The organism is Enterococcus sp. AZ128, from assembly GCF_051714485.1.
Classification (GTDB): Bacteria; Bacillota; Bacilli; order Lactobacillales; family Enterococcaceae; genus Enterococcus_A.
In genome coordinates, this window is the sequence record NZ_JBIORZ010000001.1 from 1,212,837 (window position 1) to 1,235,379 (window position 22,543).

At 37.9% G+C, this 22,543-nt stretch carries 22 protein-coding genes, 1 other RNA gene and 1 pseudogene; 6 read left to right on the plus strand and 18 right to left on the minus strand.

The features are described 5' to 3' along the window. Positions 1–253 precede the first annotated feature (253 nt). Positions 254–1,306 (minus strand): DUF7278 family profilin-like fold-containing protein, encoded by a 1,053-nt coding sequence (locus IGI38_RS05895; protein ID WP_438727817.1) that lies wholly within the window; start codon positions 1,304–1,306, stop codon positions 254–256. Between the two features lie 70 nt (positions 1,307–1,376). On the opposite strand from IGI38_RS05895, the gene IGI38_RS05900 reads away from it, so the two are divergent. Beyond that, positions 1,377–1,817 carry a GNAT family N-acetyltransferase gene (locus IGI38_RS05900; RefSeq protein WP_438727819.1) on the plus strand — a complete coding sequence of 147 codons (441 nt, stop codon included), beginning with the start codon at positions 1,377–1,379 and terminating at the stop codon, positions 1,815–1,817. A gap of 23 nt (positions 1,818–1,840) precedes the next feature. Here IGI38_RS05900 and IGI38_RS05905 read toward each other — a convergent pair whose 3' ends face one another. Further along, entirely contained in the window at positions 1,841–3,190 is a 1,350-nt protein-coding gene (locus IGI38_RS05905; RefSeq protein WP_438727821.1) for a DEAD/DEAH box helicase, read from the minus strand. A 1-nt stretch (position 3,191) separates the two neighbouring features. Then, positions 3,192–4,340 (minus strand): annotated as a pseudogene (locus IGI38_RS05910) (VanZ family protein). 124 nt (positions 4,341–4,464) lie between these two features. Between IGI38_RS05910 and IGI38_RS05915 the strand changes: the two are divergent. Next, entirely contained in the window at positions 4,465–4,779 is a 315-nt protein-coding gene (locus IGI38_RS05915) for a hypothetical protein (protein WP_438727823.1), read from the plus strand. A gap of 12 nt (positions 4,780–4,791) precedes the next feature. Here the strand turns inward: IGI38_RS05915 and IGI38_RS05920 are convergent, their stop codons facing one another. The 6 genes from IGI38_RS05920 to IGI38_RS05945 all read right to left on the minus strand — a co-directional run bounded on the left by IGI38_RS05920 (position 4,792) and on the right by IGI38_RS05945 (position 8,716). Then, complete coding sequence (locus tag IGI38_RS05920) at positions 4,792–5,139, minus strand: hypothetical protein (RefSeq protein ID WP_438727825.1); 348 nt, start codon at positions 5,137–5,139, stop codon at positions 4,792–4,794. Between the two features lie 112 nt (positions 5,140–5,251). Then, entirely contained in the window at positions 5,252–5,899 is a 648-nt protein-coding gene (locus tag IGI38_RS05925) for an HD domain-containing protein (protein WP_438727827.1), read from the minus strand. Beyond that, positions 5,886–7,052 carry a THUMP domain-containing class I SAM-dependent RNA methyltransferase gene (locus tag IGI38_RS05930; protein WP_438727829.1) on the minus strand — a complete coding sequence of 389 codons (1,167 nt, stop codon included), beginning with the start codon at positions 7,050–7,052 and terminating at the stop codon, positions 5,886–5,888. Before IGI38_RS05930 ends, IGI38_RS05925 begins: the two co-directional genes overlap by 14 nt. A gap of 246 nt (positions 7,053–7,298) precedes the next feature. After that, positions 7,299–7,671, minus strand: an RNA gene (gene rnpB, locus IGI38_RS05935) — RNase P RNA component class B. A gap of 14 nt (positions 7,672–7,685) precedes the next feature. Continuing rightward, a complete protein-coding gene (gpsB, locus tag IGI38_RS05940; RefSeq protein ID WP_438727831.1) occupies positions 7,686–8,090 on the minus strand; it encodes a cell division regulator GpsB in 405 nt (134 codons plus the stop codon). Positions 8,091–8,158: 68 nt separating this feature from the next. Continuing rightward, positions 8,159–8,716: a DUF1273 domain-containing protein gene (locus IGI38_RS05945; RefSeq protein ID WP_438727833.1), complete on the minus strand. Its 558-nt coding sequence runs from the start codon at positions 8,714–8,716 to the stop codon at positions 8,159–8,161. Between the two features lie 80 nt (positions 8,717–8,796). Here IGI38_RS05945 and recU point away from each other — a divergent pair, with 80 nt between their 5' ends. Together recU and IGI38_RS05955 are read left to right on the plus strand one after the other, a co-directional pair. Then, complete coding sequence (gene recU, locus IGI38_RS05950; RefSeq protein WP_438730331.1) at positions 8,797–9,402, plus strand: Holliday junction resolvase RecU; 606 nt, start codon at positions 8,797–8,799, stop codon at positions 9,400–9,402. A 4-nt stretch (positions 9,403–9,406) separates the two neighbouring features. Then, positions 9,407–11,674 carry a PBP1A family penicillin-binding protein gene (locus tag IGI38_RS05955; protein ID WP_438727835.1) on the plus strand — a complete coding sequence of 756 codons (2,268 nt, stop codon included), beginning with the start codon at positions 9,407–9,409 and terminating at the stop codon, positions 11,672–11,674. A gap of 45 nt (positions 11,675–11,719) precedes the next feature. Here the strand turns inward: IGI38_RS05955 and nth are convergent, their stop codons facing one another. The 5 genes from nth to IGI38_RS05980 all read right to left on the minus strand — a co-directional run bounded on the left by nth (position 11,720) and on the right by IGI38_RS05980 (position 17,121). Further along, complete coding sequence (gene nth, locus IGI38_RS05960) at positions 11,720–12,373, minus strand: endonuclease III (protein ID WP_438727837.1); 654 nt, start codon at positions 12,371–12,373, stop codon at positions 11,720–11,722. Beyond that, positions 12,366–13,076, minus strand: coding sequence for a DnaD domain protein (locus IGI38_RS05965; protein ID WP_438727839.1), 711 nt, complete (start codon positions 13,074–13,076; stop codon positions 12,366–12,368). Before IGI38_RS05965 ends, nth begins: the two co-directional genes overlap by 8 nt. Positions 13,077–13,186: 110 nt before the next feature. Beyond that, positions 13,187–14,530 (minus strand): FAD-dependent oxidoreductase, encoded by a 1,344-nt coding sequence (locus tag IGI38_RS05970; protein WP_438727841.1) that lies wholly within the window; start codon positions 14,528–14,530, stop codon positions 13,187–13,189. A 261-nt stretch (positions 14,531–14,791) separates the two neighbouring features. Next, positions 14,792–16,786, minus strand: a complete 1,995-nt coding sequence (tkt, locus tag IGI38_RS05975; protein ID WP_438727843.1) for a transketolase — start codon at positions 16,784–16,786, stop codon at positions 14,792–14,794. Positions 16,787–16,878: 92 nt separating this feature from the next. Next, a complete protein-coding gene (locus IGI38_RS05980) occupies positions 16,879–17,121 on the minus strand; it encodes a DUF896 family protein (protein WP_438727845.1) in 243 nt (80 codons plus the stop codon). Positions 17,122–17,254: 133 nt separating this feature from the next. Here IGI38_RS05980 and lexA point away from each other — a divergent pair, with 133 nt between their 5' ends. Both lexA and IGI38_RS05990 read left to right on the plus strand, forming a co-directional pair. Beyond that, on the plus strand, positions 17,255–17,878 hold the full coding sequence (lexA, locus tag IGI38_RS05985) for a transcriptional repressor LexA (protein ID WP_438727847.1): 624 nt from the start codon (positions 17,255–17,257) through the stop codon (positions 17,876–17,878). 102 nt (positions 17,879–17,980) lie between these two features. Then, positions 17,981–18,247, plus strand: coding sequence for a hypothetical protein (locus IGI38_RS05990; RefSeq protein ID WP_438727849.1), 267 nt, complete (start codon positions 17,981–17,983; stop codon positions 18,245–18,247). Between the two features lie 168 nt (positions 18,248–18,415). Here the strand turns inward: IGI38_RS05990 and IGI38_RS05995 are convergent, their stop codons facing one another. The 4 genes from IGI38_RS05995 to IGI38_RS06010 form a co-directional block, all read right to left on the minus strand. Continuing rightward, positions 18,416–18,928, minus strand: a complete 513-nt coding sequence (locus IGI38_RS05995; RefSeq protein WP_438727851.1) for an adenine phosphoribosyltransferase — start codon at positions 18,926–18,928, stop codon at positions 18,416–18,418. 14 nt (positions 18,929–18,942) lie between these two features. Then, entirely contained in the window at positions 18,943–21,222 is a 2,280-nt protein-coding gene (recJ, locus tag IGI38_RS06000) for a single-stranded-DNA-specific exonuclease RecJ (RefSeq protein ID WP_438727853.1), read from the minus strand. A gap of 90 nt (positions 21,223–21,312) precedes the next feature. Continuing rightward, a complete protein-coding gene (locus IGI38_RS06005; protein WP_438727855.1) occupies positions 21,313–21,741 on the minus strand; it encodes a LapA family protein in 429 nt (142 codons plus the stop codon). A gap of 9 nt (positions 21,742–21,750) precedes the next feature. Then, positions 21,751–22,539 (minus strand): SDR family NAD(P)-dependent oxidoreductase, encoded by a 789-nt coding sequence (locus tag IGI38_RS06010; protein ID WP_438727857.1) that lies wholly within the window; start codon positions 22,537–22,539, stop codon positions 21,751–21,753. Between the last annotated feature and the right edge of the window lie 4 nt (positions 22,540–22,543).

Consider the following 22,543-nt stretch of genomic DNA (forward strand, 5'->3'; position numbering starts at 1 on the left):
TTCTCAAAAAATAAAAACTACCACTGCAGTCAAGGACGAAAACTCGCGGTACCACCTTGATTGCAATGATAGTTTGATCATTACCTCTTCAGCTCGTTAACGCTGAGCAGCGTTGATTTTTCAATCAAAATATGTTGGGAGCAATTTATTCTTCACTACATGCAACTCTCAGCAATCGTGCACTTTCTGTGGAAGCGTAAGGAACAAACCATATCCTTTTAAGAGTATAAAAAAAAGTTTGTCAAAAGTCAAACTAGATCTTTATTAAAATCGCTTTGCGATATAAATACTCACTGGGTGATAAAATTTCTTCATGAGTCATCGTAGTGTTGTTACTGAAGTAACTAGATAATGGAAGAAAATCAACGATTGGTATCCCCACATTATTTTTCGTATTCGTCAGTTTCAATACACCAGGATCTTCAGTGATTTCAAATCGTTCCATTGATGTATCAAAAAATAATCCAAACATATTCGCCTGTTCCATCATTTTACGCACATTTTTTCCGCGATATGGGTCTGTGACATTCAGGTCGTTCCCCCATCGAAATAGACGGCGACTTCCGGCTCCATTGACATATTCCCATTGATCTTCGGTTAGTAAATCGAAATTCTTCTTTCGAATCTTTTTTCGCAAACTTGTATATGTGTGCTGTTCATGACTAAATACGTAGTAGCTATCAGAATGAGGAATCATTTCAATATACCATCGGTCTTCTTTCAACACATTTTTAGGAAAAGACCATGTCATACTTTCTTCGGGTGTTAAATTAGGCGACAGCACTTTTTTGATTTCTTCTTCATACGTTGAAAATTGGTCCGCCTCTCCTGAAAAACTTCCTGTCACAGAATCATAGACTCCCAAATAATTAGTCCCTGCCGGTAACGCGTGACGTTGAACAAACATTGGTGGGATTTTGACTTTTCGCAAGCTGGTAGTTTTATCATTGATCAATTCTCCTAAAGAATCAACATCAAAAAAGTTGTATTGTCCACGCAATTCATGCGGAATCGTAATTTCTTGAGAGTTCGGTGCTGTTTCTAATAAAGATAGGCCCTTTGTCCCTAAATTCCAGCCTAAAATCGCATCTTTATTTCCAGGGATAAAGACAAATTCCTCTTCGTCAATCAATAATTGAAATGTTTGACACTTAATACCGTATAGATCAAAATCCTTCAGTTCAATATCTGAAATTTTCATTAACGGATTTACAAAATGAAGTAATAGCTGACTCAACATGGTCCGCTTCTCCTTAGGATTCAGTCGTTTCCAATAGGACCAGTCCAATTGATCTAATAAGTTCATAAATCTTTCTGCCTCCTCCAACACTCATATGCTAGAATTATACCATTAACAGAAAGAAATGAGGAAAAAGATGAATGAATACTTTGGAGCATCACCCGAACTGCAAGCTGCAGCTTTTTATTTGCGCTATCAAATTTTTGTTTTAGAACAAAATATTGAACCAGAACTGGAATTTGATAAATTGGATACGCCTGATCGGCAGTATCTCGTCTTCTTTGATGATCAGCACCCCATCGCCACCGTGCGTTATCAAAAATTGGACTCGTTCACGCTGAATCCGGATCGTTTATGTGTGCATTCCGAGTATCGTGGTCAGGGACTTGGAACAAAACTGTTAGATCGAATCGAAAAACGAGCATTTGAAGAAGGGTGTCGTTTTTCAATCCTATCAGCGGAACTTACTGCTCAATTTTTCTACGAGAAACGAGCCTACCACGTCACCTCCAGTGTTTATGAAGAGGATGGGATACCTTGTATCAAAATGAAAAAAGAACTTTTATCCACCGAGTAGATGGAAAAAGTTCCTTTTATTTATTATGAGTTCGAGCGTTTTTTATTTTTACGCGCGCCTCGTTCTTCTTGGCGACGTGCTTGACGACGTTTTTGTTTGTTCGATTCAGAAATTGCCCGATCGATTTTTTTCTTATAGCCTGGTTTAATTTTTTTCTTAGATTTCTTCACTAGACCTATCAATGACGGATCAAGTTCGTCTTTTGATTTCTCACGTTTTTTACGACGATTACGATCATAAGTGGCTACAATTTCTCCGTTTTTTATTTCCTTTGGTTGAAAAGTTACCCCGGTGTTTTCAATCAAGCTAACATCATTCTCATCACTTGGGCCATATAAAGTTATCGCAGTTCCAGATAACCCATTTCGTCCTGTTCTGCCGACTCGATGAATAAAGAAATCTAAATCTTGAGGAATCTCCGCATTAATGACGTGGGAAACACCTTCGATATCGATCCCACGTGCGGCTAAATCTGTGGCTACCACATACTGATATTCCAAATTTTGAACTTGACGCATTACACGCTTCCGCTCCCGAGGAGAAATATCGCCATGGATCTTTGCAACTTTCAACCCCTGTGATTTCAAATAGTTGCTGATTTCATCTACATGCTGCTTCGTATTAGCAAAAACAATCGCTAAATAGGGATGTCCAATAGTTAATAATTGGTAGATCAAGCGATTTTTATCCTGCCCTTTTGTCGAAATCAACCAATTCTCGATCGTGTCAGAAATCACTGCTTTTGATTTGATTTCTTCGATGACTGGATTTTCCATATATTTCAATAAGAAAGGACGTAATTTTTTAGGAATTGTCGCGGAAAAGACTAACATTTGTAAATGTTTTGGCAGACGACTAGCGATTTGATCGACTTCATTTAAGAAACCCATATCGAGAGTCATATCTGCTTCATCTACAACAAAATATTCTGCTGTATGGATTTTCAGAGCTTGTTCATTCATCATGTCTAAGATTCGCCCTGGCGTACCTATGACAACATGTGGTTGATGATTCGTCAATTTATCTAATTGACGTTGTTTGTCTGTTCCGCCAACAAAATTGGTTACTCGAATTTCAAGCGGTGAAAATTGCGCAATTTGAATTGCGGCTTGATAGATCTGAGTCGCTAATTCGCGGCTTGGAGCGGTGATGACGATTTGTACGTCATCTTTTGCTGCATCAATGTTGTTCATTAATGGAAGTAAAAATGTATGTGTCTTCCCTGACCCAGTTTGTGATTGTCCTACGACGTTCTTTCCCTTTTTAATTAAAGGAATTAATTTTTCTTGAACCGTCGTTGGTTCAGTAAAACCTTTATCCTTAATAGCTTCAAGAATAAACGGCTGGAAATTGAATGATTCAAAAGTTCGCATGTTATACCTCTTTCTTTAACGTACTAATCGTATACGTGTGACTCGCTTTATCATGGAATAGGCGGGTTTTTCTTCTTATGAGAGCATACAATAAGTTGAATAGAAATAAAAGTAAAATTCCTAAACTTAACATTCATAATGTCGCGTATGCAATAAATATTGTGTGTTTAGGTATATTCAAATGGGTCATTGTGTATTGAAAAATCTGCAATAGACCAAAAAATAGAAAATAAAATGCAGAGTAACGAATGACTAAACGACTAAAGCGAATATGTTTTCGTTCTTTTTCAACAATTTGAATTCGAACGATCTTTTTTCCAATTGTCTGTCCATTCAACAAATAAGTAATAATCATAAAATAAATGATCACCTCAAAAACAAATACAACAGTTGTAGAATTTAACAGATCGCCTAATTGGGACGGTAATACATTCGAGGCATAATTGATCAATGGACTAAATAAACCGATGATAAACCAATCGATTCCTAAAGCTACAAAACGTCTCAACAATGACACACGCTGGCCTTTTACTAAGGATTCTGAATCCAACTCGTTTCTTGTAGGTAAAAAGAATGTGAACAGAGGTGCGCAAGAGAATCCCAATGTTCCTCCCAGCGTATTATGCAACAAATCATTAACATCAAATAATCGATATGGACGTGGATAGATAAAGTATAATCCGCTCAATTGTGTCAGTTCGAAAAATAAGGACAGACAAAAACTAGCTAGTATTGTTTTCCAAAACGGGAACTTAAAATAATAGCGGCAGTAAACACCAAATGGAAAAAGCAAAAAAATATTAAAGACAGGTTCAAGAAAGACGCTTTGCTTCATCGCAGGCAAATAAGTGCTAGTGGTATCCAACTGCAAAACGGTTTGTTTTATAAAATTGTGCCATGATTGAAATAACTGAAGCTCATAACGCGGGCCAGTCATTTGTGTAACAGTGCTAATACTTGGTAATGGTAGAATCACTAAATAATACGCGCACAACAAATAGAAAACAAACGAGTATAAAATCACGCTTCTTAGTTTGCCTAACTGTCCATATTTACGGTAATAATAGATTAGAAACGGTGCAGTAATAACCATTGCCAAGAATGGAAAAGTGATCACTGCGGCTTTGATTGGAAAGATGTAACTGTTCATAAAATGCCCTCATTCAATAGAAACCCTTACTGATTATTCGAATCAGCAAAGGATTTTTAAGTGTTGTGGTAGAATAAAACTAAATCTGGATTTCTAGTGACTACTTTAAGGAGGTAAATACAACATGCTTAATCCACTTTTCGCCTTTGGCGTTCCCGCAGCTTTGATGGTCGCCTATATGATTTTTTATTTTGCAAAACGAGTGAAAAACAGCGACTATCGACGGTTTGTTTTGACATTGATCGCAGTTTTTTTAACAACTTTCAGTTATCAAGTCTATAACTATAGTCAAACAGTTATTTCGATTACTTCAGCGGAAAGTTTCCAAAAAAACTTTGGATACAGTCAAGGACGTTTGATTGTTCCTTTCATACTTGGAGCTGTTCTAACCGTGATCAATGTTTATTACCTTTTTCGTCGATTTAGAAAAAAAGAATAACAGGATTCCCTGTTATTCTTCCAAATCAAAAAATTTGATTTCTACATTATTTAATAATTTCAAGGTATTCAAGTCTAAATTGACCCATTCTTTCGATGCAGGTTGATAATTATTATCCTCAAACGACATTTCGATTTCATTCAAAAGTTGTTCAGGCGTTCCAAAAAAGCTTCGGTCTTTTTCAAGCAAAACGCTGATCAATGCGGGATTCTCCACTAAGAAATAATCCTCTTGATATTTATATAAAATCACCTGATACGTTTTATTTGCAAGTTTACAACGAATAGCAAATAATCCTTCAGACAATCTTGGCATTTTTTCTAAAACTTCTTCGGGACTCAAGAATTCACGATGCAGCATTCAGAGTTCCTCCTAACCATAAATCATTATAGGAGAAAAGTAAGTTCACTGGAAATAATATGTCTTGTCTCAAGGATTTTTTTACTTTTGTCTCACCATTTTTGCTTCAAAATTATGATAAATTCCATTCCTCATAGAAAGTGTCTAAAAATTCTTCCATAAAATCAACGCGTTTTTTTGCTTCTAATCTTCCTGCTTCAGTATTCATTGTAGCTGGAAGTTTAAACAGCTTCTCATAAAAATGATTGATGACAGAGCTTTTTTGCCGATATTCCTTTTTGCTTTTAAATTCTTGCGGTAAAAGATTGGGATCATACAAAGGACTTTGTGTATGTCCACCATAATAGGCCGTTCGCAAAATTCCAATTGCACCTAAGGCGTCGATACGGTCGGCGTCCTGAACAATCCTTCCGGCTAATGTTAGTTCGGCTTTCCCTTCCTCTAGTTCTTTAGAAAAAGAAATATTTTCAATAATATAGACTATTTCACTTATAGCCTTTACAGAAAATCCGAGTTCTTTTAAAAACTTTTTAAGATCTTCCATTTCCGCTTCAACATTTCCAACGACTTTGTCATCAATAACATCGTGAAGATAACTAGCCGTTTTTATGACTAATATGTCAAAGACTCCTTCTTGTCGAGCTAAATTAGCAGCGATTTTGGCAACTCGTTCTACATGATAAAAGTCATGTCCGCTGCGATCATCCCCTAACTTTTCCTTTGCATAATTGCGAATTGCTTCTATCTTATTGTTCTGCATCAGCTTTAGGCTTTCTTGGTGGACGTTCGCCCCAATATTGGAATAAATCTGTTCGTATTGCTCCATTATACAATTTTCTTTTCTTAGTCGCTTTAGCGCCATAAAACTCTTCAAAAGTTAAATCACTAGTCAGTATATATTTGCTCCATGTTTTTAGTGGCCGGAAAACATCTCCCATCTCCCGATACAATATCCGAACTTGTTCTTCCTCCCCTAAGCGTTCCCCATAAGGTGGATTCGCTACGATTACACCATAGTCCTTATCCGTTTTAAAATCCTTGACTGCTCGTTGTTTGAATTGGATGGAGTCGCCTAAACCAATTTCTTCAGCATTTGCACGAGCAATTTCGATCATTCGGCCATTGATATCCGAACCAGCGATATCCAATTCAATCTCATAATCCGCTGCTTCATCTGCTGCTACACGAACTTTGTCAAAAACAGCGGTATCAAACCATTCCCATGCTTCACAAGCAAATTCACGATTGAATCCAGGAGCGATGTTATGTCCAATCAATGCCGCTTCAATACACAAAGTACCAGATCCGCAAACGGGATCATAAAATGGACGATCTTTTCGCCAATTAGTTAACATCACTAACGCGGCTGCCATATTTTCTTTTAGAGGAGCTCCCCCTTTTTCAAGACGATAGCCTCGCTTAAATAGACTCGGTCCTGTTGTATCCAAAGTTAAGACAACATGGTCTTTTAATAGGGCCACTTCTAATTGAAATAATGCACCCGTCTCAGGCAATGGTACACGAGCCGGACGATGATAAACTTCGCGTAAACGTTCAACAATGGCTTTTTTAGTGATAGACTGGCAATCTGGAACGCTATATAGCTTAGATTTGATTGATCGTCCTGCAACTGGGAACTCTGCGTCCAACGGTAAAAAATCTTCCCAAGGGATTGCTTTAACCTTTTCAAACAGTTCATCAAAGGTAAATGCATCAAATTCATCCACGATAATTTTGACGCGATCGGCTGTGCGCAACCATAAGTTTGCAGTAGCAATCGTTTCTAGATTGCCTTTAAATCGCGCACGACCATTTTCGACCTGACACTCGATTCCTAAATCTCTCAGTTCCTTGCCTACTAAAGCCTCAATACCGGCGGCGGCTGTGGCAATCAAATTATATTGTTTTTCCATAATAGCTCCCTTTATCTATAATATCGTTTACTTATCTACGTAAATTCTTTATCATTCTGTTTCCTGCGAAAATGTCTCTATTTGATTTTGCAAGACACTTCCATTATGTAAACACTGGAAAAACAGAACTGATAGCTAACTCACTTTAAGGTATTCATTTTTCTAACCTGCCAAAACAGGAAGAAAAACTGGCAAAAAAACCTTCACAACACAAAGTTGGAAGGCACACCCTGAATTGCTGCAATTTTCTGTAAGCCATGTTTTGTACGGCGATCAACTCAGGGAAGTGTGACCGTCGTGGTAATCATCTATCTCCGACATAAATGCCGTCTCTTTCATCGTTCATTTCCTTAGAAAAAGCGCCCCTACCATCGTTTGGGTTGCTCGCTCGAGGGGTTTACCGCGTTCCACCATTTTGATTTCCCAAAATGCTTCGTCACTGTGGCACTTTCAAGAATACTCAGGCATAGATTACTCCTTAGCCCTTTTTTCTGCCGTTACTTCAAAAGAAGTACCTTAGCTTATGGTTTCGCTAAGCACGAACACTACAGACATCTCAGTCTGTGCGAGCATGGACTTTCCTCAGCCTGCGTAATGCAAACCGCGATCACCCAAAAATTGCATCATTCAAATTTAAAATTGACGAGTTTTTTCGATATCGCTCTCTTCTTGAGTATAGTTTTGACCAAAATCTGAAGAAGATGCTGTATTTGATGCCTGTTGGTCAAGCTTTTTGCCAAATACTTCTCTTTCAAGATTTGATAAACGTTTCAAGATATCAAAGTTTGTAACAGCTGAACTCTTAGGTGCCGCTTCCTTCACACGTGAAGGTGCTGGCTGAGCTTTTGATAGTTGTTCAACTTTTGCCTTCAACCGATCATTTTCTTCTCTCAACGTTAATAATTCTTTGTTATAAGCTTCATAATCTTTAATTACATTGTCCAAAAATTCATCGACTTCAATTGGATCGTAGCCACGCATTTTTGTTTTAAATTCTTGCTCCAAGATATCATTCGGAGTATAGATTACATTCGCCATTTTTCCACCTCATTAGCTCTAATCTTAATTTACTTTCCTATATATTCTAGCTGATATACCAAAGGAAATCAAACACTATCCCCAAAGTCTGAGGAATTTTCTAAATCATCCATGGTGATCGTAAGCAATTCATAAGAATTTACTTCTTGATATTTTTCAACATCCGTTACGAAAAATTTGCTTTTACCAGGATACTCAGTATCATAAACGAGTAACGTTGCATCTGTATGCTGCAGCAAAAAATTTACGTGATTTTTAAATTGTCGAGGATTTTGATAAGGATGATGACTGACAGAGTCCACAAAATCAGCTGTTTGAACCAGTTCGCTTAAAAATAATTGATTGTGTTCTTTCCAGTTATTTCCGAATCCTTCAAAAGGGAAAATAATTGCTAACTTAATCTCTGGGTAATCCTGTTTTAGTTCATTGACTATTTGACCAGTCCAAATCTCTGTTCCGAGACTTCCACTGATTAGGACCCACTCCAACCCGTTTTCGATTAAAGCTAGCAGCTCTTTTTTTAAAACATTCTTAATTACTTGTACGCGAGGATCATTCTCATTGAAGATTCCTAACTCATAGCTTTGATATCCTGTTACGTATAATCGTTGTATTGTTTCATTCATTGCATTTTCCTTACTTTCACTTAAAAATAAAATATCTTTCGAAAAAATTTGCTATAATAGCTAGCAGGAGTGTGATGAAAATGACCTTCCACTACCCTAATGGTCAATTGTTTTCACAAAATAATCCACAAGAACGTTCATTAAAAAAAGAAACGACGTTTGCTAATCGCGGTATGCGCTTTGAAGAAGCAATCAATCAAAGCAATGAATACTACTTAACTCATGATAAGGCAGTTGTCCATAAAAAGCCAACTCCACTTCAAATTGTTAAGGTCGATTATCCAAAACGAAGTGCGGCAGTAATTAAGGAAGCTTATTTTAGACAAGCTTCTACTACTGACTACAATGGCGTTTATCGGGGATACTATTTAGATTTTGAAGCAAAGGAAACAAAGAACAAAACTTCTTTCCCATTGAAGAATTTTCATCAGCATCAAATCACTCACATGCAGCAATGCTTGAAACAAGATGCGATATGTTTTGTTTTACTATGGTTTTCAAGCTTGAATCGTTGCTTTTTTCTTTCTGCTGAAGAACTGATAAACTATTGGAACGGACAAGAAAATGGCAAAAAATCAATACCGCTTATATTAATTGAAACAGTTGGTATCGAGATCACACCGCAAATTGCGCCGAGAATACCTTACTTGGCAGCGGTGGAACAATATCTTGAAAAAAGGAGTTAATCAAATGGCTAATCCCTCACGTTCGCAAAAGAATATGCGAACTGCACAAGGAAAGAAACCGGCATCAAAGAATAAGAAAAGTCGCCATATTGGGTTAAAAATCGCGATCGCCATCGTAGGGCTACTCTGCGCAATATTAATCACCGGCATTGGCATCTTTTTCTTCTATGTAAAAGACGCGCCAACGCTAAGTGAAAAGAAACTGGACGCAACCGTATCATCTAAACTTTATGACAAGGATGGAAATATCTTTGAAGATTTAGGAGCCGAAAAGCGCGAAAAAGTCAGCACCACTAAAATTCCGCAAGAATTGGATGACGCGATCGTCTCTGTCGAAGACCGACGCTTCTTTAAACACAATGGCGTAGACCCTGTTCGAATTATGGGGTCGTTAGTCCATAACATTACGAATAAAGGCGGTCTGCAAGGCGGTAGCACCTTGACACAACAGCTCGTCAAGCTTTCTTTTTTCTCAACAAAAGCTTCTGATCAAACATTAAGACGAAAGGCTCAAGAAGCTTGGTTGGCGATTCAACTTGAGAAAAAGCATTCAAAGCAAGAAATTTTGACTTATTATATCAATAAGGTATATATGGCGAATGGTCTTTATGGCATGGAAACAGCTGCCGAAACTTATTATGGTAAAGAATTGCAGCATCTGTCTATCTCGCAAACAGCATTATTGGCTGGAATGCCGCAAGCACCTAATTCCTATGATCCCTATAAACATCCTGAAGCTGCAAAAGATCGTCGCGATACTGTACTTTACACGATGTTAAACAATAAAAAAATTACTCAAGACGAGTATGATAAAGCTACACAAGAACCAATTGATCAAGGTTTATTACCTTTAGAAACGGACAATCAAGAAAGAAAAGTCGCTGATAACTATGTAAAAGAAGTTATCGCTCAAGTTGAAGATAAAACCGGCAAAAATGTGTATACCGATGGCTTGGACATTTACACCAATCTTGATACGGATGCCCAAAATCGACTTTATTCAATCGTAAACGGTGATGAGTACGTCCAATACCCTGATGAAGAACTGCAAATCGCCGCTACATTAGTTGACAGTAAAACTGGTGAAGTTACCGCTCAAATAGGCGGACGCAATATTGCTGATGACGTTTACTTAGGAATGAACCGAGCTGTTAACACAAATCGCGACTTTGGTTCAACTGTTAAACCAATCACTGATTATGGTCCAGCCTTTGAATATCTACAAAAATCTACGGGTGATCGAATCGATGACCAACCTTATAATTATAAAGGAACAAAAACAGAAGTTAAGAATTGGGATAACAGTTATCAGGGAAACATTTCACTTCGCCAAGCTTTATATGATTCACGGAATGTACCTGCCGTGAAATTATTTAATGAAGTAGGATCTGAGAATGTATCAAAATTTTTGAAAAAATTGAATATTCAATATAAGGATATTCAACAGGCGAATGCCATTTCAAGCAATACGGAAACTCAAGATGGAACAAAATATGGGATTTCTACTGAAAAAATGGCGATTGCTTATGCAGCATTTGCTAACGGGGGAACCTATAACGAACCACTTTATATCAATAAAATCAAATATCAAGACGGTTCAGAGCAAACCTTTGAAAATAAAGGTAAAAAAGCAATGGAACCCTACACCGCCTATATGGTTACCGACATCTTAAAAGATGTTATTACAAAAGGTACAGGTTTCAAAGCCCAGATACCTAATTTGTTTCAAGCTGGTAAAACGGGAACTTCCAACTATACCGATGATGAGTTAGCTAAGATTCCTCATTATGGATCAATCTCTCCTGATGTGATGTTTACAGGATTTACCCCCAACTATTCATTGTCTATTTGGGCGGGTTATGATGATCGGATGAAACCGATCACTAGTCAATCAGAATATATTGCACAAGATGTTTATCGTGAAATGATGAGTTACGCTTCAGAAAATGTATCAAACGAAGACTGGGTAATGCCAGATGATGTTCTTAGAATCGGAAATGAACTTTATGTTAAGGGAGCTACATCAGTTCCTACGCAGCCTAGCTATTCTGTTCAGAGTTCATATTATAACAACAACTACTTTAGTCAGACATCTAGCTCATTTAGCAGTGTTGAATCCGAGTCAAGCGTGTCAGAATCGGCAACTGTTCCGCCAGTCAGCAGCAGTGAAACACCTGTCAGCTCGGCACCAGTTCCTACACCATCCTCATCTGTTGAACAGCAGCCGTCACAGCCGTCATCAAGTGCTAACCAACCAGCTACTGCTCAATAACGTGGACGAGGTACAAGTCAGATAAAATAAAAAAAGCCGTTCGGATTATTTCCGAACGGCTTTTAATCTGTCTTTTCCATCTTGGCACATATCTAACAATGGGCAAATTTCACACTTAGGAGCACGCGCTGTACAATGATAACGACCAAAAAAGATCAGTGTATGGTGGCTCTTCACCCACAAAACTTTTGGAATCTTACGCATCAAGGTAGCTTCTACTTCAGTTACAGATGCGCTTAGTTTGCAGATTCTTAGACGTTTTGTTACACGCTCGACATGTGTGTCTACCGCAATCGCTGGTACTCCAAATGCATCCCCAAGTACCACATTAGCGGTTTTTCGACCAACACCAGGTAGTTTTACCAGTTCTTCACGAGAAGCCGGAACAATTCCTCCGTGATCATCCAACAACATTTGCGCACATGCTTTTATGTTCTTAGCTTTATTCCGATATAGACCGATTGTCCTGATCTTAGCAATGATATCATCGATAGGAGCCTGCGCTAATGCCTCAGGAGTCGGATAGGCTGCAAATAATGCAGGTGTCGCTTTATTGACTGAGACATCTGTCGCTTGTGCGCTTAAAATTACAGCAATCAAAAGTTGAAAAGGCGATTCCGAATGAAGTTCTCCAACAGCATTAGGAAACATTTCATACATTCGCGACATGGCTTCCATCGTTTTTTCTTTATTAAGCATCCGAGTCTTTCCTTTCTAACCAATTATATAAAGAAACTTTCGGAAGTTCTTCTGTCTGCTTTTGTTCTTCTTTTTGTAACAAGATTTGTTTCCGGCGTCGTTGCTCTTCCTCTACTTGAGCCTTCGAACGGATATTTTTCTTTTCCCAACTTTGCAAGACCGTTTCGATATATTTAAAGTTATACGCTTGATTTAATACTGCCTCCTGCAAGGCTAATTCAATCAACGCTGGAGAATAATGATCCTCATTCAGCCAATAGCCGATTTTTTGGTATTCGATCGGTGATAAAGGGCGCCCGAATTCCTGTTCAAAAGAACGTAACATTTTCTTTTGTGCGGCTAAATCATTTTTTTCTTCTGTCTCAAAACGTTCTTGCTCTTTTAAAACAGCCAATTTATCAAAAGCTGGCAATAAATTATAACGGTCGCTTTGTCTTCCATGCTCGTCCATTTCTGTTTCAAGCGTGACAAACGTTTTTTCAACAAGATTATTTAACGATTCATAAACTTTTTCGGTCGTCTCGCCCATATTTTTAGCAATCCTTGTCAAATCAGGAAAATTATCTCCTGCTTGATGAGCAGCGTAAAGTTGCAACCATAGCATGAATTCAATGGTATTCAAACCAAGTTTTGTATAATTTTGTAATAGCAGGTTTGAAATTGTCGTCTCTCCGCCTGCTAAATAATCATTTAATGAAATCATTTAAAATCCTCCATTCCCATTTCAGTTTACACTAAAAAAACAGGAAGTCCAATCCTAGTAAATAGGATTTCATAAACAAAAAACAGGAAGGTCTCCCTTCCTGCCTCGCGTTATTCAGCCTCAGCTAAAGCCGCTTGAGCTAAGATATTCAAGTAGTTCCATGGACGGTCAAAATGAGGTTGGAAGAAGAAATCCTGTAACGCCAAATCTTCCAAGGTCATACCGTTTTGGATCGCTATTGATAATGTATTAGCCGATTGTGTAATATCATATTTTGAAAGGAATTGTGCTCCTAAAATTTTATTAGTCCCTTTTTCTGATACGATTTCCATCAAGACTTTTTCTGTCGTAGGCATAAATTCTGGACGATAATTGTCTTCGATCACTGTTACATTTGCATCAATACCATTTAGAGCGGCACTTTCTTTAGTTAAACCCGTTGAGCCGATTGTCCAACCAAATAAGTATAGTCCTGAAGTGCCTTGTGTACCACGATATTTCATTTTTTGTTCAACCAAGTTTTGCCCGACCAGCATTCCTTGACGAACGGCATTAGTCGCTAATGGGATATATTGATCTTTTCCAGTTGGATTATAATGAACAACAGTCGAATCACCTGCAGAGAAAATATCCGGATTGCTGGATTGCATGTATTCATTCACTTTGATCGCACCGCTTGGCAGCATATCAACCTTATCTTTTAGTAAATCAGTGTTAGGTCGGAATCCAACACAAAGAATTACCATATCAGCATCGAATTCTTTACTAGCAGTTACTACCTTAGTTACAGTACCAGTTTCATCTGCAACAAACTCATTAACATTTTCTCCTAATGCCAAAGTGACACCGCGATCAACTAATTCTTTTTCTAATAGACTCGTAAATGGTTCATCCAAGTATTTATTCAAAATTCTTGGTAACCCGTCAATCAATGTCACTTCTTTACCAGATTCAGCAAACGCTTCAACTAACTCAATTCCGATATAACCTCCGCCAACAACAACAACTTTTTTCGCATCTTTCGCTTGTTCAATAATGACATTTGCTTGATTATAGTTTTTACATAGCAAAACATTTTTTGATTCGATTCCTTTGATTGGAGGAATGATTGGCCAAGAACCAGTTGTTACTACTAACTTATCGTAATCAATAGTTTTTTCTTCATTTGTCTTTAAATCTTTTGCTGTTACTTTTTTTGCATCTGTATCAATGTTTGTTACATCGTGTTCCATGTTCACTTTTGCACCTAGAGAAGCAAGTTCTTCCGGATTTGAATAGAATAAACCAGCAGGATCCTTAACCACTCCTCCTACATATAAAGCGATTCCACAAGATAAGAAAGAAATGTTGTCGTTACGTTCAAAGACTGTCACCTCTGCATCTGGGTGGTTTGCTAAAATATTTTTAACGGCTGCGGTACCGGCATGTGTACATCCTACTACTACTACTTTCATTGTTGTCCCTCTTTCTTTCAATCATTTTTTGTTTGCAATCTTTTGCACAAGGATAGTATAACAGAATTCAAATTCTGTCTAAATATATTTGCTCACAGATAAACATTAAAATTTTTAAAATAGAGAATTTGTAAGCGAAATTAGATTAAACAGTTCAATTAAAACAAGATATGAAACTTTTTCATAGTGTTTCACTGGTTTAAGCATAAAAAAAGTTGAGAAGACAATTCTTCTCAACTTTCCTAGTTAAATCAATGATAATTATAATTCGTTAAAAGTGTTTACTACATTTTCGACAGTAAAGCCAAACTGTTCTAAAACATAGTCTCCAGGAGCTGATGCACCGAAGTGGTCAATCCCGATCATTTTACCTTCTGAACCGATATAGCGTTCCCAGCCAAATGGAGAAGCTGCTTCAACTGCTACACGTTTTGTTACTGCTTTTGGAAGGACAGATTCTTTGTAAGCTTCATCTTGCGCTTCAAATAAATCAAAGCTTGGAAGAGAAACAACAGAAACGTCTTTTCCTTGCGCTTTTAATTCTTTTTGTGCTTGCACAGCCAAATTCACTTCAGAACCTGTTGCAATCAAGATACCTTCTGGAGTATCTGATTCAGCTTTGGAGATTACGTAACCACCTTTAGCAACACCTTCTTTAGCCGTATCTTTACTATTTGGTAAGACTGGCAAGTTTTGACGACTTAAGACTAAAATCGTTGGTTTGTTAGTTGTTTCCAACGCCTGAATCCATGCTGCAGAAGTTTCGTTACCATCAGCTGGGCGAATCACTTGGACATTTGGCATACAGCGAACGCTCGCTAATTGTTCAATAGGTTCATGGGTTGGGCCATCTTCGCCAACCGCCACTGAATCGTGTGTTAACACGTAGACAACTGGTAGATTTTGAATTGCTGACATACGAACAGCTGGACGTAAATAATCAGTAAATACGAAGAAGGTTCCGCCATAAACGCGTGTTCCACCATGTAAGTGAATCCCATTCATCGCACTAGCCATTGCAAATTCACGAACACCAAACCAAATATTGCGTCCTTCATAAGAACCAGGTTGGAATTCTGCTTCACCAGCAATCGTAGTATTGTTTGAACCAGATAAATCAGCTGATCCACCCCAAATATTTGGAACAGATTTAGCGATTGCTTGGATCGCATCTTTGCTTGATACACGACTTGCCTGTGCTGTACCTTCTTCATAAACAGGCAAAGATTCTTCCCATTTTTCAGGTAATTCGCCAGCAAATGCTGTTTTGAATTGTTTAGCTAATTCAGGATGAGCTTTTTCATAGTTTGCAAACATTGCATCCCAGTCAGCTTCCGTTTTAGCGCCTTTATCGTTAATCTCTTCTTTGAATCGCTTCGCCACTTCATCTGGTACAGTGAAATCAGGATATTCCCATCCGTAAACAGTTTTTGCAGCATCAATTCCATCCTGACCAATTGGTGCACCGTGAACTGCTGAAGTACCTTCTTTTGGTGAACCGAATCCAATAACTGTTTTGATTTCAATTAATGTTGGTTTGTCAGTTTCAGCTTTTGCTTCATCGATTGCTTTAGAAATTGCATCTAGGTCATTACCATCTTTAACTAAAATATGCTGCCAGCCATATGCTTCATAACGAGCGCCAACATTTTCAGTGAAAGCCTTAGATGTTGGTCCATCTAAAGAGATATCATTTGAATCGTATAAAACAATCAATTTACCAAGCTTCATGTGACCAGCCATTGAACTAGCTTCACCGGAAACACCTTCCATTAAGTCGCCGTCTCCACATAATGCATAAGTGTAATGATCCATTACCTTGAAACTATCGCGGTTATACGTCGCTGATAAATGGGCTTCAGCCATTGCCATTCCAACAGAAGTTGAAATACCTTGACCTAAAGGACCTGAAGTTGCTTCAACACCATCTGTATGATGAAATTCTGGATGTCCTGGTGTTTTACTTTCCCATTGACGGAAATTTTTCAAATCATCAATCGTTACTTGATAACCTGCAAGATGCAGTAAACTGTACAGCATTGCTGAACCATGACCAGCTGATAAAATAAAGCGGTCGCGGTTAGGCCAGTTTAATGAAGTAGCCGGATTAACATTCAAATGTTTTGTCCATAATGCATAAGCCATTGGAGCAGCACCCATTGGTAACCCGGGATGACCTGAGTTTGCTTTTTGGATTGCCTCAATACTTAATGTTCTGATTGTGTTTACACCTAGTTGATCGATTTTGTCGAACAAATTACTTCCTCCTTTTTGGTCATAAATACTTTAATTACAGATTCATTGTAACCGATTTATTTTGACTTTTCAATCACTTACCAGCAAAAGATTTACTTTCTATTATGTAAGCCTTTTTTCTTTTGAATCTTTTTCAGTTTTTCTGGTGTGACGTCTTTGCCTTCTGGATCAACGACCTTCATTCCTTCAATATGATGGCGCATGCCGCTGCGAAATGAAGAGATATACTCTTCTCGCAAAACCTTCTGTTCATGTGCTTCTGCATCCGTCAAACCAATCGTTTTCTTTTTTTTAGCTAATTCGTTGATTCGTGCAATTGTTTCATCGTTAATCATCTTTAGCACCTCTTTTCCCATACCAATTATACATAAAAATAAATAAGTTGAAAACACAAACAAATGCGAACGCTTGTTTGATTTGTTCTAATAACTATGCTACACTAAAAAAAAACGAAAGAAGGTGCGGGCATTGGCAAAAAGAACGGAAACGAAACAATTGGAAGTTTTACGTTTCATTCATGAACGCGTTGAACATAAAGGGTATCCACCCACTGTTAGAGAAATTGGAGAAGCTGTGAATCTTTCATCTACTTCTACAGTTCATGGCCATCTATCCAGATTAGAAAAAAAGGGGTGGATTCAGCGCGATCCCACGAAGCCAAGAGCAATAGAATTAACCATCACTGGTTTAGAAAAAATCGGCGCGACTCCGCAAGTCATTCCCATGCTCGGTGTTGTTACGGCCGGTGAACCAATTCTAGCAGTTGAAGAGGCTTCAGACTTCTTCCCTGTTCCGCCAGATCTATCAAGTGAAGATGGTAGTTTGTTCATGTTGACGATTCGTGGCGAAAGTATGATTAATGCAGGAATCTATGATGGGGATCATGTCATTGTGAGGAAGCAGTCTACGGCGACGAACGGTGAGATTGTGATTGCGATGACTGATGAGAACGAAGCGACTTGTAAAAGATTTTATCGCGAATCCGATCATATTCGCTTGCAACCAGAAAATGATGAGTTAGCACCACTTATTTTCGATAATGTTTCCATTCTTGGAAAAGTTGTCGGATTGTATCGTAACCACATTTATTAATCGGAATTTACTTCCGATTATTTTTTTCTTTACAAAACGAACAAACATTCGTATAATAGATATACAAACACACGTTCGCGTATTTATTAGGAGTGATTATTGATGAAAGCAGTAAGAAGATTTGGTTTAATTATCGCTGTGCTGTTACTAGGTTTATTGATTGGCAAGTTAGGTTCTTTAGCTACGATCGTCATTTTTTCTGGTTTGTTCCTTGTTTGGTTTATGTTGTGGGATGAACGCAAATATGCACAACATTATGCTGAGCATCAATTTGATGAAGAAGACATTGAAGAAGAACACTACTATAAAGAACCAGCCGAAGATTTCTATTATGTGACTTATGATCATCATTATCACAAATCAGCTTAATCTCAACTCTCAGCTGCTAGACTTTTTCTAGCAGCTTTTTTTATCACTATTTCTTAAGCGAATAATAGGATGGTGATTGATATAGCTATTTTGAAATTACTTAGAAAATGGCAACCTCCCACTCTACCATAAAAAAAAAGAAGCTGGAGAATTTTCTCCTGCTTCTTTTTAATAATCCATTAAAGTTAAAATATCATACCCTTGGATTTTATCACGTCCATGTAACTCTTCCAGTTCAATCAAAAAGGCACACCCAACCACAATACCACCAAGTTTTTCGACTAATTCTATTGTCGCTTTAATTGTTCCGCCAGTGGCCAATAAATCATCGGTAATCAACACTCGTTGTCCTGGTTGAATAGCATCACTATGAATTGTCAATGTATCAGTACCATACTCTTTTTCATATTCAACTTCGATTACTTCACGAGGTAATTTACCTGGTTTGCGGACTGGCGCAAAACCTAAACCTAATTCAAAAGCAACTGGGCACCCTACGATAAATCCACGTGCTTCAGGTCCGACTACCATGTCGATTTGCTTTTCTTCTGCATAGCTCACAATTTGTTTTGTTGCTTCACGATACGCTTCACCATCAGCCATAAGCGGTGAGATATCACGGAAAACTATTCCTTCTTTTGGATAGTCTGGGATACTTGCAATATAATCTTTCAAATTCATTTCGGTTGTTCCTCCTAGCTTTTCAGCCAATTTCTAATAGTTTGAATATCATTCATTAATAAAAATTCTTCGCTATCAATTCGAGCCAAGCGTTTTTGATAAATTTCGCTTTCGTCAAAAGCTCGAGTTTGCGGAGACTCGACCATTTGTAAAACGCCGTCGTTTATTGTAACAAATTTTAGTTCAGAAAACACGTGAATCATAAATACTAATAATTTTTCTGGAATTCTTAAATAATTTGAAACGATTTTTAGCTTAAAGCGAATGTCCACACGCGACTGCTTCATAAAGAATTGATAAAGCTTAGTAAATTGTTCACGACTCGGCACCCCATTCAGATAGGCTTCATCCGAGCTATGAAGATAAAGATAAATTCGTTCAAAATTTCCTTCGATTGAAATTTCTTTAAGCAGTTCTTTTTGATCAGGGCAATCAAGTACGACTAATTGCTCATAGTTAGCCCAATTAATACTTCTATCATATAGAGCAATCGACTGTTGAAGCTCTTCAGCAAAAAAGGTTTGACTGTTTGATTGAAATGCTAGGTAAAGCGTTTTTCCATATTCGATTTTCTGATTCCATGTATACTTTGCACGCCGATCAATCACTTGTAGCCCATCAGAAACAAAATCAATTAAACGTAATTGAACTTTTTTCTGACCGTTCCATTCATTGATTTCTAAATCGCCTACAAACTGTGTATCTGGTTGCTGAATTTCTTCGCCCTCTTCGCCGAAACCAAAACCAATGGCATCTAACTGGCTATCATCATTCTTCAATGAGAATTTAACATGTTGCTGATCACTGCCGATTCGTTTAAAAAAACCAACATTCCCATCTACTAAAAAGTGCGGTACTGGATTATCTGTTCCAAATGGAGCTAGTTTTTTTATTTCCTCAACCAATTTTAGATCTATTTTAGGTAATGCCAATGACTCATCGATTACTAGAGTTGAGCCCATAGACAAATCAATCTGTTCTGTAGCAATATAATCGTTCATCATTTTTCGTAAAGTATCAATATTTTCTGCAGGCATAGTTACCCCAACAGCTGCTGCATGCCCGCCAAAATGAGTAAACTCTGATCTCATTGTGTTTAACATTCCATATAAATCTAATGCTTCAATACTTCGTCCAGAACCTTTAGCTACACCATTCTCATCGATAGATAAAACAATCGTTGGTCGTCCCGTCTTTTTCAAAATATTTCCTGCAACAATTCCCAAAACGCCTGGATTCCAACCCATTGCCGCAATCAAATGAACTGAATCTTCAGTATTGACTAACGCTTGCGCCTCAGCTGTTGTTTCTTGAACTATCCGCTTACGTTCATCATTGACTTTATTAAGTTTATCAGCAAGATTTTGCGCAATAGTATCATCGAATGTCGTCATTAATTCCACTGCTGGATTTGGGTCTCCTAAACGACCTATAGCATTTAGGCGGGGCCCTAAGCCAAAGCCAATACTTGTCTCATCAACTTTTTGCGGATCAACAGAACTGACTTTGAACAGCTCTAATAATCCTAAACGTTGCGTTTGTTTGATAGCTTGCAGTCCAAGCTTAACAAGATTGCGATTTTCACCTGTCATTGAAACTAAATCCGCAACGGTCCCGATTGTTGCCAAATCCAGCATTTCTAAAGGAACCTCTTCCAAAAGTGCGGTTGCCAGCTTGAAAGCTACTCCAGCCCCCGCTAGCTCACCAAAAGGATAATGCCCATCTGGATGACGAGGATGGATAATGCAATAAGCATCCGGTAAAATCGGTGGCATTTCGTGATGATCTGTAACGATTACATCAACGCCTTGTGAATTGGCAAAGTCAATTGCCTCATTACCTGCAACACCATTGTCGACAGTAATAATCAATTGGCTACCTTCGTTAATTTTTTCAGCAAAGAGCTCCTTATTTGGACCATAACCATGAATAAAACGATTTGGTAATACATAATGCACATCGGCCCCTAACATTTCTAAGGTCTCCAACATGATGGAAGTACTAGTAATTCCATCCGCATCATAATCACCATAAACTAAAATCCGTTGGCCTTCTACGATAGCCGATTGAATCCGGTCCACTGCCTTGTCCATGTCGTACATTAAGAACGGGTCATGCAAATCATCAATATTCGCCTTCATTAGCTGCGAAAATTCCTCTAAGGTATGTATATTCCGATTCCATATAAGTTCAGCAAAAGTTTCACTGTATCCTTGATTCATCATTTCTGTTTTAAATGTTTCATCAACAGGTGTAGTGTCTCTAAACTGCCAATCGAAACTTGATTTTTTCACTGTATCACTTCCCAACCGTATTAGTATAGCAAAAAAGAATCGGACAAGAAAGAGAAGAAGACCTTAGTTTTTCAACTAAAGTCTTCATTACTAATCATAATAATCAATCGGATGATTAACTTTGTTCTCTATTTGCGAGCTTTCTTTTGCCGCTAGCGCCTTATCTTTTTCTTTAAGAAGACTTTCATAATTGGCCTTCAACACCGCAATCTCATTTTCTTTTTCTCGTTTAAAAGCCGCCTTTTCATCCGTCAACTTTTGCTCATTGTTACTTTCGTAACTTTGGATTGTTTCTTTTAGCTGTTTGATTTCTTTGCGTTGATGGAAAAGTGTCGCTCCAGATGTCAGAAAAACAACCAGTGCCCCTATAAGAGCCGAGCCGATGATTACTAAAACAAGTGAAAGGTAGAATTTCTTGATCAAGAAATTGACTGGGACTTCTTGGCTATTGGAAAGCGCAAAAATCACTATCAGCAAGACTAAAATAAATCCTAAAAAGACTTTCCATTGCTTTTTCATTTTACCTTCCTACTTCCTATTGAATAATCCGCCGGCCAAAAAATCTCCAATATGCGGAAATAACCCATAAAAACGACTTGCACCTTCCATGATGAAAGGACGATTAATTTCACGAGTCGGTTTCCCAACCTTGTTAATAATTGTTTTAGCTAACTTGTGAGGATCTAGTACGATTCCACCTAAGTTTTCAAGGTAACTTCCGCTAGGATCAGCTTTATCAAAGAATTCAGTCGCGATTGGTCCTGGATTAATGGTGGTCACATAAACATTTTCCGGACGCAACTCTAAACGCAGAGCATTAGAAAAACCAAGCACCGCAAATTTCGTCGCTGAATAAATAGTAGATTTTGGCGTAGCCATTTTACCAGCCATTGATGCGACGTTAAAAATGTGCCCATTTTTGTTATTGACCATCGATATTGCAATTTTTTGTGTAAAATACATCATACCTAAAACATTAACATTAAACATATTTTTCACAACATCTAAATCGAAATCTACAAAATTATCAAATAAACCAAAACCAGCATTGTTTACTAGTACGTCTACTTTGCCAACTTCATTTTCGATTTTTTCTATCACAGATTCCACGCTGTCAGGGTCAGCAATATCTAATTGAAAAGCAAAGGCTTCTTTTCCGCTTAATTCACTGCAGTGATCCTTTACTTGTCCAATCAGGTTGATTCGACGAGCACAAGTAACAACAATTGCTCCACGTTTAGCAGCTTCGTAACAAATCTGTTCTCCTAAACCGGCAGATCCACCCGTGACAACGACAACTTTATCTGTTAGATCCATTAGG